The organism is Rhabdothermincola salaria (assembly GCF_021246445.1).
In the GTDB taxonomy this organism is placed as follows: domain Bacteria; phylum Actinomycetota; class Acidimicrobiia; order Acidimicrobiales; family Acidimicrobilacustridaceae; genus Rhabdothermincola_A; species Rhabdothermincola_A salaria.
The window spans coordinates 95,663-113,264 of the sequence record NZ_JAJQXW010000003.1 but is presented as its reverse complement, the minus strand read 5'-3'; the positions used below and the strand labels follow the sequence as shown (position 1 = coordinate 113,264).

15 protein-coding genes are annotated in these 17,602 nt (G+C 71.3%); 13 read left to right on the top strand and 2 right to left on the bottom strand.

Annotation, left to right across the window (positions count from 1 at the left end):
- Positions 1-131 precede the first annotated feature (131 nt).
- From infB to LUW87_RS13745, 5 genes are read left to right on the top strand one after another with little or no spacing between them, the layout of a single operon-like run.
- Positions 132-3,074, top strand: coding sequence for a translation initiation factor IF-2 (infB, locus tag LUW87_RS13765; protein ID WP_232671767.1), 2,943 nt, complete (start codon positions 132-134; stop codon positions 3,072-3,074).
- A 28-nt stretch (positions 3,075-3,102) separates the two neighbouring features.
- Positions 3,103-3,402, top strand: coding sequence for a DUF503 domain-containing protein (locus LUW87_RS13760; RefSeq protein ID WP_232671766.1), 300 nt, complete (start codon positions 3,103-3,105; stop codon positions 3,400-3,402).
- Positions 3,399-3,896: a 30S ribosome-binding factor RbfA gene (gene rbfA, locus LUW87_RS13755; RefSeq protein ID WP_232671765.1), complete on the top strand. Its 498-nt coding sequence runs from the start codon at positions 3,399-3,401 to the stop codon at positions 3,894-3,896. The genes LUW87_RS13760 and rbfA overlap by 4 nt, the downstream gene beginning before the upstream one ends.
- Entirely contained in the window at positions 3,893-4,822 is a 930-nt protein-coding gene (gene truB, locus LUW87_RS13750; protein WP_232671764.1) for a tRNA pseudouridine(55) synthase TruB, read from the top strand. The genes rbfA and truB overlap by 4 nt, the downstream gene beginning before the upstream one ends.
- Positions 4,823-4,834: 12 nt before the next feature.
- Positions 4,835-5,785, top strand: a complete 951-nt coding sequence (locus LUW87_RS13745; protein ID WP_232671763.1) for a bifunctional riboflavin kinase/FAD synthetase — start codon at positions 4,835-4,837, stop codon at positions 5,783-5,785.
- Positions 5,786-5,843: 58 nt separating this feature from the next.
- On the opposite strand, the gene LUW87_RS13740 is transcribed toward LUW87_RS13745, so the two are convergent.
- Positions 5,844-7,121: a sulfotransferase family protein gene (locus LUW87_RS13740; RefSeq protein ID WP_232671762.1), complete on the bottom strand. Its 1,278-nt coding sequence runs from the start codon at positions 7,119-7,121 to the stop codon at positions 5,844-5,846.
- 312 nt (positions 7,122-7,433) lie between these two features.
- On the opposite strand from LUW87_RS13740, the gene rpsO reads away from it, so the two are divergent.
- From rpsO to LUW87_RS13705, 7 genes are all read left to right on the top strand, one after another.
- The gene (gene rpsO, locus LUW87_RS13735; protein ID WP_232672064.1) at positions 7,434-7,691 is read left to right on the top strand and encodes a 30S ribosomal protein S15; all 258 of its coding nucleotides are present in this window, start codon (positions 7,434-7,436) and stop codon (positions 7,689-7,691) included.
- A 219-nt stretch (positions 7,692-7,910) separates the two neighbouring features.
- The gene (locus LUW87_RS13730) at positions 7,911-10,322 is read left to right on the top strand and encodes a polyribonucleotide nucleotidyltransferase (protein ID WP_232671761.1); all 2,412 of its coding nucleotides are present in this window, start codon (positions 7,911-7,913) and stop codon (positions 10,320-10,322) included.
- Positions 10,276-11,616: a M16 family metallopeptidase gene (locus LUW87_RS13725; RefSeq protein ID WP_232671760.1), complete on the top strand. Its 1,341-nt coding sequence runs from the start codon at positions 10,276-10,278 to the stop codon at positions 11,614-11,616. The genes LUW87_RS13730 and LUW87_RS13725 overlap by 47 nt, the downstream gene beginning before the upstream one ends.
- 109 nt (positions 11,617-11,725) lie before the next feature.
- The gene (gene dapB, locus LUW87_RS13720) at positions 11,726-12,523 is read left to right on the top strand and encodes a 4-hydroxy-tetrahydrodipicolinate reductase (protein ID WP_346742565.1); all 798 of its coding nucleotides are present in this window, start codon (positions 11,726-11,728) and stop codon (positions 12,521-12,523) included.
- A gap of 124 nt (positions 12,524-12,647) precedes the next feature.
- Complete coding sequence (locus LUW87_RS13715) at positions 12,648-13,529, top strand: amidohydrolase family protein (protein WP_232671758.1); 882 nt, start codon at positions 12,648-12,650, stop codon at positions 13,527-13,529.
- Between the two features lie 93 nt (positions 13,530-13,622).
- The gene (locus LUW87_RS13710) at positions 13,623-14,294 is read left to right on the top strand and encodes a TlpA family protein disulfide reductase (protein ID WP_232671757.1); all 672 of its coding nucleotides are present in this window, start codon (positions 13,623-13,625) and stop codon (positions 14,292-14,294) included.
- Between the two features lie 21 nt (positions 14,295-14,315).
- Positions 14,316-14,987, top strand: a complete 672-nt coding sequence (locus tag LUW87_RS13705; protein ID WP_232671756.1) for a cytochrome c biogenesis CcdA family protein — start codon at positions 14,316-14,318, stop codon at positions 14,985-14,987.
- A gap of 3 nt (positions 14,988-14,990) precedes the next feature.
- Here LUW87_RS13705 and LUW87_RS13700 read toward each other — a convergent pair whose 3' ends face one another.
- Positions 14,991-15,764, bottom strand: a complete 774-nt coding sequence (locus LUW87_RS13700) for a DedA family protein (protein ID WP_232671755.1) — start codon at positions 15,762-15,764, stop codon at positions 14,991-14,993.
- A gap of 165 nt (positions 15,765-15,929) precedes the next feature.
- On the opposite strand from LUW87_RS13700, the gene LUW87_RS13695 reads away from it, so the two are divergent.
- Positions 15,930-17,558, top strand: coding sequence for a long-chain fatty acid--CoA ligase (locus LUW87_RS13695; protein WP_232671754.1), 1,629 nt, complete (start codon positions 15,930-15,932; stop codon positions 17,556-17,558).
- The last annotated feature ends 44 nt before the right edge of the window (positions 17,559-17,602 follow it).

The following is a 17,602-nucleotide window of genomic DNA, read 5'->3' as shown; positions in this document are numbered from 1 at the left end:
ACTGCCATCGCGAAGCGGTCCGTTCGTACGGACCCGCCGGCCTGCGCGAGGATAGATGGCCGCTCGGCCCAGCCGAGCGCCGTGACGCTCCATGCGGTGCGTCTCATTTGCTGCGAGGACTGAGGTCGAGGTTGCCAGGAAACATCCGCGTCTACGAGCTGGCCCGTGAGCTCGGGCTGACCAACAAGGAGACGCTCGACCTCTGCGTCGCGCTCGGCATCGGGGTCAAGAGCCATTCGAGCAGCGTGGTCGAGCCCCAGGCCGATCGCGTCCGGCGCAAGGCCGAACGAGAAGGCCTCATCCGCGAGACCCAGCCCGAGGAGCCGTCGGCCAAGAAGCCGGCCGCCAAGAAGAAGGCGGCCAAGGCGCCGGCCGAGGACGCCTCCGAGGCGGCGCCGAAGGCCGACAAGGACGCCAAGGTCGAGGAGGCCGCGGCCGAGACGCGGGCGCCCGCCGAGACGACCGAGAAGGTCTCCGAGAGCGACGCGCCCTCGGCTGCGCCCCCCGAGGCCCCGGCTGCCGAGGCCCCCGCCCCCGAGGCACCCGCCCCCGAGGCCCCGGCTGCCGAGGCCCCCGCCCCCGAGGCACCCGCCCCCGAGACGCCGGCTGCGCCCGCGCCGGCCGCCGAGGCCCCCACGCCGCCTGCCCCTCCTGCGCCGCCCCGGCGGGTCATCTCCTCGGGTGGCGCCCACCAGCCCCCGCCACGCCGCGACGAGACCCCGCCGCCCCCTCCGCGCCCGGCGCCCGAGCGTCCCCCCGCCGACCGGGGCCCGTCGGTGCCGCCCATCGACCGGCCCACCACACCTCGTCCGCCTCAGGCCCCGGCCGCCGGCGCGCAGCCGGCGTCCGACGCGCCGGCCAAGCCTCCGACGTCGGCATCGGGCAAGCCCATCCCGCCGCCTCCCGGTCGCCCTCCGGTGTCCTCAACCGGCAAGCCCATCCCGCCGCCGCCCGGCATGCGCCGTGCTCCGGCGGGCGGTCCCGGTGGTCCCGGCGGCCGCCCCGGTGGCGGTCCTCGCCCCGGCGGTGGTCCCGGCGGTCCCAGCGGTCGTCCCATGGGCGGTGGCGGTCCCGGTGGTCGTCCCGGCGGCATGGGCGGCCCCGGTGGCGGTCCTGGTGGTCGTCCCGGCGGTGGCCCTGGTGGCCGTCCCGGTGGCGGTCGCCCCGGTGGTCCCGGTCAGGGTCGTCGCCCACCGCGCCGCAAGGGTCGTCGTCGTCGCAACCGTGACGAGCTGCAGCCCATCGATGCGCCGAGCTACACCCCGGCCACCGCACCGGTCCCCACCGGCGAGGTCGTGGTCGAGCGGGCCTCCACGCCCCAGGAGCTCGGTCCCAAGCTGAACCGCACCGCCGCCGACGTCGTCCGCTTCCTCATGCAGCAAGGCGAGATGGTCACGGCCACCCACTCGCTCAGCGACGACATGATCGAGCTGTTCGCCGCCGACGTGGGCGCCGAGATCCGCCTCGTCAACCCCGGCGAGGAGCAAGAGGTCGAACTGCAGAAGCTGCTCGACGTCGACGACGACGTCGATGACGAGACCTACGAGTCGTGGCCGGTGCGTCCTCCGGTCATCACCGTGATGGGCCACGTCGACCACGGCAAGACCAAGCTGCTCGACCAGATCCGCAACGCCAACGTGGTCGCCGGCGAGGCGGGTGGCATCACCCAGCACATCGGCGCCTACCAGGTCGTCCACGAGGGCCGGCCCATCACCTTCCTCGACACCCCTGGCCACGAGGCGTTCACCGCCATGCGCGCCCGGGGCGCCGAGGCCACCGACATCGTCATCTTGGTGGTGGCCGCCGACGACGGCGTGATGCCTCAGACCATCGAGGCGCTCAACCACGCCAAGGCCGCCGAGGTGCCCATCGTGGTGGCGATCAACAAGGTCGACCGCGAGAACGCCGACCCCAACCGCGTCATGCAGCAGCTCTCCGAGCACGATCTCGTGCCCGAGACCTGGGGTGGCGACACGGTCATGGTCGAGGTCTCCGCCCTGCAGAACCTGGGCATCGACGACCTGCTCGAGAACCTCGTCGTGCTGGCCGAGCTCGAGGATCTGCGCGCCACCGAGGAGGGCCGGGCCCGTGGCGTGGTCCTCGAGTCCAACCTCGACATCGGGCGTGGCCCGGTGGCCACCGTGCTCGTGCAGTACGGCACCCTCCGGGTCGGCGATCCCATGGTGGCCGGTGCCGCCTGGGGCCGGGTGCGGGCCCTCATCGACGACAAGGGCAACCAGGTCAAGGAAGCGGGCCCGTCGGCCCCGGTCCAGGTCCTGGGCCTGTCCGACGTCTGCGTCTCCGGCGATCGCTTCGTGATCGCCCCGGACGAGAAGACCGCCAGCAAGGTGGCCGCCACCCGCGAGCACTGGATGCGGGTGGCCTCCATCGGGCGCGAGGCGCACGCCATGAGCGGCGGCGCCAAGCTCGAGGACATCTTCGCCCAGATCCAGACGGGCGAGGCGGCCACGCTGAACCTCGTGCTCAAGGCCGACGTGAACGGCTCGCTCGAGGCGCTCACCGAGAGCCTCAAGAAGCTCGAACGCCCGGACGTGAAGCTCTCGTTCGTGCACCGCGAGGTGGGTGGCATCACCCAGTCCGACATCCAGTTGGCGGCGGCGTCCAACGCCACCATCATCGGCTTCAACGTGCGCCCGGACCGCAAGGCCCGCGAGCTCGCCGATGCCGAGGGCGTCGAGATCCGCAACTACGAGATCATCTACAAGGTCCTCGAGGACATCGAGAGCGCCATGCTCGGCATGCTCGCTCCCGAGTACGAAGAGGTCGTCACCGGCGACGCCGAGGTCCGCGAGATCTTCCGGGTGCCCAAGGTCGGTGCCATCGCCGGCTGCTACGTCACCAACGGGGTCATCACCCGTGGCTCCAAGGTCCGGTTCCTCCGCGAGGGCACCATCATCTGGAAGGGCGCCATCGCATCGCTGCGGCGCTTCAAGGACGACGTGCGCGAGGTCGCCAGCGGCTTCGAGTGCGGCATCGGCCTCACCGACTTCCAGGACCTCAAGCCCGGCGACGTCATCGAGACCTTCGAGGAGCGGGAGATCCCCCGCTCGTAGCCGACACCGCAGCGGTACCCTCACCCGGGTGGCGCTGCACGTCCTGGCCCTCGCTGTCGATCTGCGGATCCCGAACGCCGAGTCCCTCAAGGACAAGCGCTCGGTGGTCCGCACGATCGTCGAGGGCGCCCGCCGCCGCCACGGGGTGAGTGCCGCCGAGACGGGCCGCAACGACGACCACCAACGAGCCGAGCTGGGCTTCGCGGTGGCCGCATCCAGTCCGGGACAGTGCACCGAGGTGCTCGACGCCGTCGAGCGGTTCGTGTGGTCGTTCCCGGAGATCGACGTGGTGGCGACCGATCGCCACTGGACGGAGGTGGACCGATGAGCCCGCGCCCGAACCGGGGAGGACCCCGCCAGTACCCGCGCACGGCGCGGCTCAACGAGCTGTTGCGCGAGATCCTCGCCGACGAGCTCGAGAAGATCGACGACGAACGCCTCGACCTGTTGAGCATCACCGCGGTCGACATCGACGGCGACCTGCGCCAGGCCATGGTCTTCTTCGACTCCCTGCAGGGCGAGGAAGGCGACGAGGAGATCCTCGAGGCCCTCGGCGAGGTGAAGTGGCGCCTCAAGGGGGCCATCGCCCGCCAGGCCCGCATCAAGCGCACCCCCGAGCTGACCTTCGCCCCCGATGCCGCCGTGCGCAGCGGAGCCCGCATCGAGGAGCTGCTGGCCGAGGTGGGCCCGATCGCCGCGGACGACGCCTCGGCGGACGACGGCGCCCCGGCCGGCGACACGTCCGGACCGGGCACCCCGGCCGGCGACACGTCCGGACCGGGCACCCCGGCCGACGAGGCCGGGCCCGGCACCCCCTCGTGAGCCGTCGCCGGTCGGGCGACGGACCCGACGGGCTGGTCGTGGTCGACAAGGAGGCGGGCTGGACCTCCCACGACGTGGTGGCCAAGAGCCGCGGTCTGCTCGGCACCCGCAAGGTGGGCCACTCCGGCACCCTCGATCCCGACGCCACCGGCGTGCTGCTGCTGGGCGTGGGGCGGGTGACGCGCCTGCTGCGCTACCTGACGGCCCTGCCCAAGGCCTACACCTGCGAAATCGTGCTGGGGGTCGAGACCAGCACGCTCGACGACTCCGGCGAGGTCACCGCCACCCACGCCATGGAGGTCACCCCCGACCAGGTGGCGGCCGCCGCCGCCGGGCTGACCGGCGACATCATGCAGGTGCCGCCGATGGTCTCGGCGGTGAAGGTCGACGGGCGTCGTCTGCACGAGCTGGCCCGCGAGGGCAAGGAGGTCGAGCGGGCCGCCCGTCCGGTCACCGTGTACCGCTTCGAGGTGTCCCCGGTGCCGGGCGAACCCCTCCGCTATCGCGCCGAGGTCGAGTGCTCCTCGGGCACCTACGTGCGCGCCCTCGCCGCCGACCTCGGTGCTGCGCTCGGCGGCGGCGCCCACCTCCGAGACCTGCGCCGCACCCGCAGCGGCTCGTTCACCGAGGCCGAGGCCCGACCCCTCGGCGAGATCGGCCCCGACGTGCTGGTGTCGCCCGCCGAGGCGCTCCGCGACCTCCCGGCGGTCGTGGTCGACGACGAGGCCCGGGTCGATGTGGGCCACGGCAAGGTGCTCCCGGCCGACGGCTTCGAGGGCGAGGGGCCCTGGCGGGTGCTCGACGCCGATGGTCGTCTGCTGGCCGTCTACGTGGCGCATCGGGCCGGCACCGTGAAGCCCGAGGTGGTGGTCGCCCCCGTCGAGGGTCCCGGCCCGGCTTCGGCTCCCCGGGCCGAGCCCGGGTAGGTTCGCGTCGCCATGGAGGTCCTGAGCGACATCGCTGTCTGCCCCCGTCCGCCCGAGGGCACCGCCCTCACCATCGGCGCCTACGACGGCGTGCACCTGGGGCACCGGGCCGTCATCGCGACGCTCAAGGACCGGGCCCGGGAGCGGGGCCTCAAGACGGCGGTCGTCACCTTCGACCGCCACCCGGCCAGCGTGGTGCGACCCGACTCGGCCCCTCTGCTGCTCACCGACCTCGATCAGAAGCTCGAGCTGCTGGCCGACTGCGGGGTCGACTACACCCTCGTCGTGCACTTCGACGAGGTGCGCTCCAAGGAACCGGCCGACGAGTTCGTGAACGAGGTCCTGGCCGGTTGCCTCAACGCCCGGTTGGTGGCCGTGGGGGAGGACTTCCACTTCGGGCACCGTCGCTCCGGCGACGTGAACCTGCTGCGGGCCATGGGCTCCGACCTGGGCTTCGAGGTGGTGGGCCACGACCTGATCGGGCTCGACGGCCAGGCCAGCGCCACGCCGGTGTCCTCCACCCGCATCCGGGCCGCGCTGCGCGACGGCGACCTCGACGGCGCCGCCGCCATGCTCGGCCGGCACCACGAGGTGCGCGGCGTCGTCGGTCGCGGCGACGGCCGCGCCCGCGAGCTGGGCTACCGCACCGCCAACGTGGGCGTGCCCGAGGCCATCTGCCTGCCCCGTGACGGCATCTATGCCGGCTGGTACCTGGGCGCCGACGGCATGCGCCGTCCGGCGGCCATCTCCCTCGGGCGGCGGCCCACCTTCTACGAGGACGCCGAGGCCTCGGTGCTCGAGGCCCACCTCATCGACTTCGACGGCGACCTCTACGGCCAGTCGGCCCGGGTGCAGTTCGTGCAGTGGCTGCGCGACGAGGTGAAGTTCGACTCCGTCGACGCCCTCGTCGAGCAGATGGGGCGCGACGTCGACCAGGCCCGCACCCTCCTCGCCGCCCTCTGAGCGGCACGACCGCTGGACGACGCTGGCAGGCGCGCCCAGCTGAGCGCCCTTGCGGGGGCTACCAGGGCTCGTCGGGGATGGCGAAGCGTTCGCTGTAGGCACGCATGGCCGTGCGCCGGGCGGCGACGTCGATGCCCAGGACCTCGGGTTCGTAGATCACCTTGCCGTAGCGGTCGCGCTGGTGGGTGGCCACGTAGTCGGCCAGCGCGGCCTCGGACTCGGGCGGCATGGGCTGGTCGGCCAGGTCGTAGATGCGGCGCACCATGCCGAGGTCGTCGGCCATGAACTCGTCGAAGCGCACGTCCATCGACTGCTCGGCGGGGAGCAGGTCGCGGTCGCGCAGGGCGGCGTTGAGCATCGTCTCGAGGCGGTCGGCCCAGTAGCCGGCGATGGCCTTCGGGTCGACGGGCTCCTGGGAGGTGCGCGCCGAGTAGGCCAGCATCGTGCCCATCGAGATCATCACCGAGACCGGGTCGCGGTGGGTGACCAGCACGGTGGCGTCGCCGAAGGTGTCGATGAGGGGCCCGAACTGCTCGAGGTGCTGGGGGGACTTGAGGATCCACCGGTCGCCACCGCGCAGGAACTGGCAGGCCTTGAGCACCGTCTTCATGTACTCGTAGTGGGGTCGCTGATCGTGGGCCAGGTAGTAGTCGCGCCACGTGGGCATCGGCGCCATGGTCTCGAAGAGCATCGTCGAGAAGTCCATGGCCAGGATCTGGATCTCCTCGTGCACGTGCCAGGTGGTCATGTCGTGCATGCGCCGGAAGTGGGGCATGATCACGTCGAGCATCGACAGCGCCCCCTCGGTGCGAGCCAGGCGGGGGTCGTCGGGGGTGCCGGCCAGCTCGGCCTCGGCCGGGAAGGGCACCGGCTGCAGCGACTCCCAGTAGGGGAGGCTGCGCAGCGCAGGATCGGCCGAGATGAGGTTGTGCAGGTGGGTGGTGCCGGTGCGGGGCAGCCCGGCGATGATCATCGGCGCCGCGATCTCGACGTCGTGGATCTCGGGGTGCCGGGTCAGCAGATGTTGGAGCAGGAGTCGGTTCTGGAGCAGCTGGCCCAGCTGGGAGGCGGCGGACACCTTGCCCATCGGCGAACGCTGCCCCTCGTGCTCGAGGCACCACACCAACAGCTCGAGGCGCTCCACGAAGTCCATGGGCCCGAAGTCGTCGAGGCCGGTGGCCTCGCACGCCTGGTCCATCAGCGCGGCGGCGTCGAGCTGCACGGCATCGGCGAAGGCGGCGGCGCCGTCCACGATGGCCCGGGCCTCCGGCGAGAACCGCGGTGCGGCGAGGTCGTCGAGGCGGACGGGTTCGGGACGCGTGGTGGTGTCGGACATCGGTGGAACTCCCCCTGTGGTGGCCGCAGACCCCCCGGTCGGCGCCCTCTCATGCTACCGACCCGACGACGGCGACGATCCGGTCGGCCGACCCGGGCCCCGTCACCCGCCCTTGGGGTTCGGGCAGGATCGCTGGTAGCGTTGATGGGTCGCCGACCGACCCGGTCGACGCCATCCGCCCCGGGCTGCGCCAGACGCCTCCCGCCGGTGTCTCACCTCGAGACCGCCGGCGCCACGCGCTCAGCGAGCCATGGAGCCGGGTCCCACACCCACAGCCGAGGAAACCACACTTTGTCCCAGGATCCCGCCAACCTGGCCCCCAAGGCCGACACCATCGCCGAGCACCGGCTGCACGAGACCGACACCGGTTCTCCCGAAGTGCAGATCGCGCTGCTCACCGATCGGATCATCCATCTCACCGAACACCTCAAGTCCCACAAGAAGGACCATCACAGCCGTCGAGGCCTGTTGATGCTCGTGGGTCAACGGCGTCGCCTGCTCGACTACGTCAAGAAGAACGACGTCGAGCGCTACCGCGCCATCATCGCCAAGCTCGGCCTGCGCCGCTAGCTCAGAGTTCTCGGAGGGCGACCCCAGCGGTCGCCCTCCGCCGTTTCCGCCCCGGTGCCTGGCATCGTGGTGGGACACCCCGGCGGTCGGACGACCTCAGTTGCCGGTGGTGAGCGGCGGGTCGCACCCGCTCCGCCGTTCACCACTGGGAACTGGTGCCGCCACCGCCTCCGAGACATGCGGGCCCGATGCCCGCAAGAAGAGTTCCAGGAGGAACACATGGCAGACGCCATCTCCGTCGACGCTCCCGTCGACGACAAGACCATCAACTTCAGCACCGGCAAGCTCGCCGGTCAGGCCGACGGTGCCGTCACCGTCCAGCTTGGCGACACCGTCGTGCTCGTCACCGCCACCGCCTCGAAGTCCGCCCGCGAGGGCGCCGACTTCTTCCCGCTCACCGTCGATATCGAAGAGCGCATGTACGCCGCCGGCAAGATCCCCGGCTCGTTCTTCCGTCGCGAGGGCAAGGCCCCCGACCAGGCCATCCTCACCTGCCGCCTGATCGACCGTCCGCTGCGCCCGTGCTTCCCCGACGGCTTCCGCAACGAGGTCCACGTGGTGGGCACCACCCTCGCCGCCGACCTCGTGAACCCCCACGACGTGGTGGCCATCAACGGCGCCTCGGCCGCCCTCATGCTGTCGGGCATCCCCTTCGACGGCCCCATCGGCGCCGTGCGCCTGGCCTACACCGCCGACGGCACCTGGATCCCCTTCCCCACCTACGAAGAGGGCGAGGAGTCCACCTTCGAGATGGTCGTGGCCGGACGGGCCCTCGACGACGGCGGCGTGGCCATCTCCATGGTCGAGGCCGGTGGCACCGAGGCCTCGTGGCCCGCCTTCGAAGACGGCGCCCCCAAGGTCGACGAGGCCGTGGTGGCCGACGGCCTGCAGACGGCCGAGCGCTACATCAAGGCCTCCATCGACGCCCAACGCCAGCTCATGGCCGAGGCCGGGGTCAAGGACCCGATGCCCTACAACGTCGCCTCCGACTACACCGACGAGGTGTACGCCGCGGTCGACGAGCAGCGCGACCGCATCGTCGCCACCCAGGAGATCTCCGACAAGGCCGAGCGCCAGGCCGCCGAGGGCGCCCTGCGCGACGAGATCGTCGCCGAGCTGGGCCCGCGCTTCGCCGAGGTCGACGGGGCCGAGAAGCAGATCAAGGCTGCCTTCCGCTCGGTCACCAAGGCCGTGGTCCGCAGCCGCATCGTCAACGAGGGCGTGCGCATCGACGGCCGAGGCCCCAAGGACATCCGCCCGCTGTCGGCCGAGGTCGGCGTGCTGCCGTCCGTGCACGGCTCGGGCCTGTTCCAGCGCGGCGAGACCCAGGTGCTCAACGTGGCCACCCTGGGCATGCCCCGCATGGAGCAGTTCATCGACGCCCTGGGCACCGTGGACCGCAAGCGGTACATGCACCACTACAACTTCCCGCCGTACTCCACCGGTGAGACCGGCTTCATGCGGGGCCCCAAGCGCCGCGAGATCGGCCATGGCATCCTCGCCGAGCGGGCCCTCGTCCCGGTGCTGCCCACCCCCGAGGAGTTCGCCTACACCATCCGCACCGTCTCCGACGTGCTGAGCTCCAACGGCTCCACCTCGATGGCGTCGGTCTGCGGTTCGTCGCTGTCGATGATGGACGCCGGCGTGCCCCTGCGGGCCGCCGTGGCCGGCATCGCCATGGGCCTGGTGTACGCCGACGGCAAGTACACCACCCTCACCGACATCCTCGGCGCCGAGGACGCCTTCGGCGACATGGACTTCAAGGTCGCCGGCACCTCGGAGTTCGTCACCGCCCTGCAGCTCGACACCAAGATCGACGGCATCCCCGCCGACGTGCTGGCCCAGGCCCTCCAGCAGGCCAAGGAAGCCCGCCTCGAGATCCTGGCCGTCATGAACGCCACCCTCGCCGAGGGTCGCGACGAGGTCGGCGCGACCGCCCCGAAGATCATCAGCTTCGAGATCCCCATGGACAAGATCGGTGAGGTCATCGGTCCCAAGGGCAAGGTCATCAACGCCATCCAGCAGGAGACCGGCGCCGACATCAGCGTCGACGACGACGGTTCGGTCGGCCGGGTGAGCATCGGCTCCACCGACAACGGTGCCGTGGCCGAGGCCGAGCGCCAGATCCGCCTCATCCTCAACCCGCCCACCGCCGACGTCGGCCAGACCTACACCGGTCGGGTCGTCAACGTCACCAAGTTCGGCGCGTTCGTCAACATCCTCCCCGGCCGCGACGGCCTGCTGCACATCTCCAAGATCGGCGGCGGCAAGCGCATCGACAAGGTCGAGGACGTCCTCGACCTCGGCGACACCGTCGAGGTCAAGGTCGACGACGTCGACCCCAACGGCAAGGTGTCGCTGTCGCTGGCCACCCCGATCGAGGGTGGCGAGTCCGGCGGCGGTGCTGCCGAGGCGTCCGACGCCGGTGGGGCACCGGCCCCGGCCGAGTCGGCCCCGGCCGACAGCGGTGCCGAGCGCGAGTACGTCTCGTTCGAGGACTCCTTCGACGACGAGGTCCGCAGCGAGCTCGGCGACCTCGGTCCCGACACCGCCGAGGAGCGCCGCAACAGCGGCGGTGGCGGCGGTGGCCGTGGCCGTCGTGGCGGCGGAGGTGGCGGTCGTCGCCGCTGATCCCCGCGTCCCCGGTGCGCCCGACGGTGCCCCGGAGATCGAACGGACCGACCTGCCGTCGGGCGTGCGCGTCGTCACCGAGCGCATGCCCGACGCACGGTCGGTCTCGGCCGGCCTGTGGTTCGGCGTCGGCAGCCGTGACGAAGCCCCGGCCATCGCCGGGGTGTCGCACTTCCTCGAGCACCTCCTGTTCAAGGGCACCGACGAGCGTTCGGCGCGCGACATCGCCCGCACCGTCGACGCCGCAGGCGGCGAGCTGAACGCCTACACGACCCGCGAGCACACCGCCTACTACACGCGGCTGCCCGCTCGGCACCTCCGCACCGGCCTCGACCTGCTGGCCGACGTGGTCAGCGAACCGGCCTTCCGGCCCGACGAGATCGACGCCGAGCGCGACGTGATCGTCGAGGAGATCCTCATGAGCGAGGACACCCCCGACGACCAGGTCTTCACCGCGCTCTACGAGAGCCTCTTCCCGGCCCATCCGCTGGGGCGCGAGACGCTCGGCACGCGCGACACCGTCGAGTCCATGTCGCGCGACGCCATCGTCGACTTCCACGGCGGGTGGTACCGGCCGGCCAACCTGGTGGTGGCCGCCGCCGGCGACCTGCACCACGCCGAGGTCCTCGATGCCGTCGTCGGCCTGTTCGGCGACGGGCCCGCCGGGCGGACTCCAGCGCGGTCCGCGCCCGGCTCGGATCTGGTGCCCCTCAGCGTGCTGCACCGCCCGACCGAGCAGGCCCACGTGGCCATCGGCTGGCGAGGGCTGCCCTACGGCGACGACGACCGCTACGCCCTCGCCGTGGCCAACCACGTCCTCGGGGGCGGGCTCTCCAGTCGCCTCTTCCAGGAGGTCCGCGAGGAGCGGGGCCTGGCCTACACCGTGTTCTCGGCACCGTCGTCCTACGGCGACGCCGGCAGCCTCTCGGTCTATGCCGGCACCAGCCCCGAACGGCTCGACGAGCTCCTGAGCGTCGTCGAGGGCGTGTTGGGCGACCTCGTCGATCACGGCATCACCGAGGTGGAGCACGAGGTGGCCCTGGGCTGCATCGAGGGCTCGATGGTGCTCGGACTCGAGGACTCGGGCAGCCGCATGGCCCGCCTCGGCAACGCCGTCATGGCCCGCGACGAGATCGTCGCCGTCGACGAGCACCTGCGTCGCTACCGCGAGGTCACCGTCGACGACGTCCAGCGGGTCCTCGCCCGGGTGCTCACGGCCCCCCGCTCGGTGGCCGTGGTCGGGCCCTTCGGTGGCGACGAGGCGGTCCTCACCGACTTCGTCGCCGGTCCCTGAACCGCGCCGCGGGCTGTCGGTCGATGGGTCCGACGACCGGGTCCATCGACCCTCTGTCGCGTCGGCGCCCACCCCATCAGGTGGCGCCGGGCGACCGGACGCCCGTAGATTGCGCGCTGTGACGCTGCGTGTCGGGGTGTTCGGGGCAGGAGGGCGGATGGGTCGCACCGTCTGCCAGGCCGTGGCCGCCGACCCCGCGCTCGAGCTGGTGGCGGCCGTCGACCCGCACCATGCGGGCCTCGACCTGCGCCAGGTGGCGGGCGTGGACCTGCCGTGGCAGGTGGCGATGGGCGCCGACGTGTTCGTCGATGCCAAGGTCGACGTCGCCGTCGACTTCACCCACGTCAGCGCCGGACGCCAGAACCTGCGATGGCTCGCCGACCACGGCATCCACGCCGTCACCGGCACCACCGGCTTCACCGACGCCGACTACGAGAGCTTCGCCCACGCGTTCAGCCGCTCGAACTGCGTCATCGCCCCCAACTTCGCCATCGGCGCGGTGCTGATGATGCGCTTCGCCGAGCTGGCCGCCCCCTACTTCGAGACCGCCGAGATCATCGAGCTGCACCACGACGAGAAGCTCGACGCTCCGTCGGGCACGGCCATGCTCACCGCCGAGCGCATGGCGGCGGCGTCGGCCGAGTGGGCCCCCGACCCCACCACCACCGAGGTGCTCGAGGGCGCTCGCGGCGGCGCCGGCCCCGGCGACATCCGGGTGCACTCGCTGCGCCTGCGGGGGATGGTCGCCCACCAGGAGGTGGTGCTGGGCACCACCGGCCAGACCCTCAGCATCCGCCACGACTCCTACGACCGGGCCTCGTTCATGCCCGGTGTGCTGATCGCGGTCAAGGCGGTGGCGGGCTGTCCCGGGGTCACCGTCGGCCTCGACGCCCTCCTGGATCTGTAGAGCACCGCTCGCGTGCGGCCCAGCCGCCCGCGGCGAGGGCGTTCGAGCGGCTCGGCGATCGGCGGTAGGTTCGTCGCTACCGGCGCCCATGGGGGAGCGCCACCACAGGGGGACACACGCACTCATGGCCATGCCGACCGACATCGGGATCATCGACCTCGGGATGGGGTTCCCGTACACCAGCGTCGAGGAGAAGAAGGCGGCCTACGACTTCTTCAAGGCCAACCTCAAGGACCGCCAGTCCCTCGAGGAGTTCGAGTTCCCGGCGCAGTACATGTTCAAGGACGTGCCCGACGTCGTGGATCCGGGCACCGACCCGGTGCAGTGGATCGTCGAGAAGATGGACGCGTTCGGCATCGAGCAGTGCATGACCGGGATCAACGATCACTCGATCCGGGCCAAGGCCGAGCACCCGGGCCGGTTCCACCTCATGGCCCAGGCCGACCCCAACAAGGGCATGGACACCGTGCGGCGCCTCAAGCAGCTCAAGGCCGAGCACAACGTGGTCGCCGCCATGACCTTCCCGTCGGGGATGGTCCCCCAGGTCGGTGTGGGCGACAAGTTGATGTACCCGATCTACGCCACCTGCTGCGAGCTCGACATCCCGATCTGCATCAACGGCGGCATCGTCGGGCCGCGCATGCCCAGCTGGCCCCAGCACGTCGAGCAGTTCGACGAGGTGCTCTACGACTTCCCCGAGCTCACCATGGTGATGATGCACGGCGGGGAGCCCTGGACCGAGCTGGCGGTGAAGCTGATGCTCAAGTGGCCCGGGCTGCACTACATGACCAGCGCCTTCGCGCCCAAGCACTACCCCAAGGACATCATCCGCTACGCCAACACCCGTGGCGCCGACAAGATCATGTACTGCGGGTACTTCCCCGCGGGGCTGTCCCTCGAGCGCCAGTTCCGCGAGATGCCGAACGTGCCGTTCAACGACGACGTGTGGCCCAAGTTCCTGCGCGAGAACGCGCTGCGGGTGTTCAAGCTCGACCAGGATCGCTGAGTCAGCCCTCGCGGGCCGTCATCCACGAAACTTTCGCGAAACTCTGCCCGCCCGCCGGTCGCCGCGGGCCGCGCGTGTGGTCTCCTGGGGTCCATGACCGACCAGCGTTCCGCGAACCGCTCGAACCGTCGCACCGACCGAGGCGCGCTGGTCGCCGCGGTGGCCGTGGTGGTCGTCCTGGTGGGGGCGGCGTGCGGCGGGTCGACCGACGACGCCGGGTCCGACACCCCGGCGTCCGACACCACCGCGGCGCCGAGCACGACCACCGCGGCGGGGGCGACCGGGGCCGACCCCACGTCGCCGACCACGGCGGGCACCCCGATGGCCGAGCTGGAGCCGTGGCAGACCATCGAGATCACCGACGTCGACGGTGCGACGTTCACCCTGGGCGACTTCGCCGGCACCCCGGTGTTCGTCGAGAACTTCGCCACCTGGTGCTCGACCTGCCGGTCGCAGCTGGGCACCACGCAGGCGGCGGCTGCCTCCCTGGGTGACGAAGCGGTGTTCGTGGTGCTCAGCGTGGAGACGTCGCTGTCGCCCGCGGAGGTGGCCGACTACGCCGAGGACAACGGGTTCACCGACATGCGTTTCGCCGTCATGACCCCTGAGCTGCTGGCGGCGTTCGTCGAGGCCTTCGGCAACAGCGCCGTCAACCCGCCGAGCACCCCGCACGTGGTGATCGGCCCGTCGGGCGCCGCCGGCGAGATGAGCACCGGGAGCATCGGCGAGGCCGACATCGTCGACGCCCTGCGCTCGGCCGTCTGAGCGACCGCCCTCGACGACCCGATGGACCAGTTCCTCGAGGCGTTCTCCCTCGGCAACGCCGCCATCCTCGGCAACGTCTGCATGCTCCCGCTGTACCCGGGGCTCTTCGTGCTGTTGGCCAACCAGCGCCGGGACCCGAGGGCCGCCCGCACGGTGAAGTGGATGGGCCTGCTGGTGCTGGCCGGGATCGTCACGGTGATGGTGGCGTTGGGCTTCCTCTTCCACCAGATCCAACGCAGCGTGGCCGACGTCCTCGGCTGGTTGCTCCCGGTCATGTACGGCCTGGTGCTCGTCCTCGGCATCGCCATGCTGGTGGGCCGCAACCCGTTCGCCCGCCTGTCCGGGACCCAGGTGCCGATCCTGCGGAGCCCGGCGGCCACCGCCTACGTGTACGGGATGCTGCTCGCTCCGCTCACCCTTCCGTGCACGGGGCCTCTCATCGTGTCGGCCTTCGTCGTCGGCAGCGTCAGCGGGAGCGGCGCGCTGGTCGACTCCCTCCTCTACTTCCTGTGGTTCGCCCTCGGGTTCGGTTGGCCTCTCGTGCTGTTGCCGTTGCTGGCCGCGCCCGCGCAGCACCAGATCACCCGCTTCCTGACCCGCCGTCATCGCGCCATCACCGTGGCGTCGGGCCTGCTGCTCGTCGGCATCGCCGCGTTCGGGTTCTGGACCGACGTCAGGCCCGAGTACGTCTGACCCTCAAGGGCGTTCGGGGCCGGCATCGACGTCGCCCGGGGTCCCCGGCCCGTCGTCGCCCGGGGTCCCGGAGCCGGTGGCACCCAGCGAGTCGTGGCCGGCGTCGAGGTCGCCCATCGCCTCGGGGTCGACCGTCGAGCCCGGCGGAGGGGGCTCGGCGTCGGCGGCGGACGGCTCGTCCTCGGGCTCGGCGCCGGGTCCTTGGGCCTCGAGCAGGTGCAGGGCGGCGAGCTCCCTGCGGCCCCGGCGGGCCTCGGCGGCCGCGCCGATCGCCACGATGGTGATCGAGATGACGAGCAGCGGGATGCGGTAGTCGCCGATCCAGCCCAGCACCGTGTCGATGGGTCCCGAGAAGACGTCGCCGACGATGCGGATGACCACCAGCCGGCCCACCGTGCCGGTGAGGTTCAAGAACCCGAACAGCCACGGCGACATGCCTGCGGCTCCGGCGATGATGCACACGTAGTTGTTGGGGATGATCACCACGAGGGGATGACCGAAGCGCACGAACAGCTTCTCCACCGTGCGCATGATGGAACCGACGGTGGGGGTGCGCGTCTCCATCCAGCGCAGCGCGGCCGGGCCGTAGAACCACCCCAGGGCGAAGAGGAACGGATCCGGGGCCATGAGCCGGATCGTGCCTATGAGGAAGTAGGCCCACTCGTCGATGCGCCCGGCCACCAGCACCAGGTAGCGGTTGCGGGCGCTGAGGGCGATCAACAGCTCCGGCGCCCGATCGACGAGGCTGGGCCAGAAGGCATCCGCCAGCTGGGTCATCACGACCATGACCGCGACGGGGCCGAGCAGCAACGCCAGGCGCCCCCGTCGCAGGGGGGCCTCGGAGGGAGGAGCGGACTTCTCGGCCAGGCCGAGATCCTTTCACGTACGCTCGACTCATCGAACCGCGGTCCGAGACGCGCGGTTCCGGAACGGAGGGTCGCCATGTTGGGCTTGATGCAGGACCGACCGCTCGTGCTCACCCACTTCTTCGATCGCGCCGAGAAGCTCTTTCGCGACAAGGAGGTGGTCACCGCCACCGCCACCGGCATCGACCGGGTGTCGTACGGGCAGTGGGCCGAGCGCACCCGCCGTCTCGGTGGGGTCCTCGACGACCTCGGGATCAGCGCCGACGGCCGAGTGGGCACGTTCGCCTGGAACACGGCGCGCCACCTCGAGCTCTACTTCGGGGTGCCCTGCAGCGGACGGGTGGTGCACACCCTCAACATCCGCCTCTTCCCCGAGCAGGTCACCTACATCGTGAACCACGCCGAGGACGAGGTCATCTTCGTCGACCGGTCCCTCCTGGGGCTCTTGTGGCCGCTCGTCGACACCTTCACCACCGTGCGCCACCTCGTGGTCATGGACGACGGCGTGGGCGAGCTCCCGGCCGACACCAAGGGCGTGAGCCTCCACGACTACGAGGACCTGCTCGGCGCCGCCAGCCCGGCGGAGTTCCACGTCGACGACGAGAACCAGGCCGCGTCGATGTGCTACACGAGCGGCACGACGGGCAACCCCAAGGGCGTCGTCTACAGCCACCGCTCGACGTGGCTGCACACCGCGGGTGTGATGATGGCCGACAGCCTGGGGGCCTGCGAGCGCGACACGATCATGCCCGTGGTGCCCATGTTCCACGCCAACGCATGGGGGCTGGCCCATGCCGGCGTGGCCAGCGGCGCCGACCTGGTGATGCCGGGCCCGGACCTCTCGCCGGCTGCGCTGGTCCGCCTCATCGAGACCCAGCGCGTCACGGTGGCCGCCGGGGTGCCCACCATCTGGATGGGGGTGCTCGATGCCGTCGACGGCCACGACGTCTCCAGCCTGCGGGCCATCCCGTGCGGCGGCTCGGCCGTGCCCAAGGTCCTCTCCGAGGCCTACCGGGCCAAGCTGGGGATGCCCATCCTCCAGGCGTGGGGCATGACCGAGACGAGTCCGGTGGCCTCGATCTGTCGCATCAAGTCGACCCTCGACCACCTCACCGAGGACGCCAAGGCCGACCTGCGAGCCAGCATCGGGCTGATCGCCCCGGGTGTCGACTTCCGGGTGGTCGACCAGGCCACCGGCGAGGCCGTGCCGTGGGACGGCGTCAGCCGGGGCGAGCTGCAGGTGGCCGGGCCCTGGATCGCCCGCGAGTACTACGACGACGATCGCTCCGGGGACTCCTTCACCGACGACGGGTGGCTCCGGACCGGCGACGTGGTCACCTGCGACACCGAGGGGTACCTGCGCATCGTCGACCGCACCAAGGACGTGGTGAAGTCGGGCGGCGAGTGGATCTCGTCGGTCGAGCTCGAGAACGAGATCATGGGTCACCCGTCGGTGGCCGAAGCAGCCGTCATCGGGGTCCGTCATCCCAAGTGGGGCGAGCGTCCGCTGGCCTGCGTGGTGGTGAAGCCGGACGAGAGCGTCACCAAGGACGAGCTGCTCGGCTTCCTCGACGGCAAGGTGGCCAAGTGGTGGCTGCCCGACGACGTGGTCTTCATCGACGAGGTCCCCAAGACCTCGGTGGGCAAGTTCTCCAAGCGCGACCTGCGTGACCGCTTCGCCGACCACGAGCTGCCCACCAGCTGATTCGGGTCGGGCCCCGGGGTCCGGGTTCGTGGAGCCCGTACCGT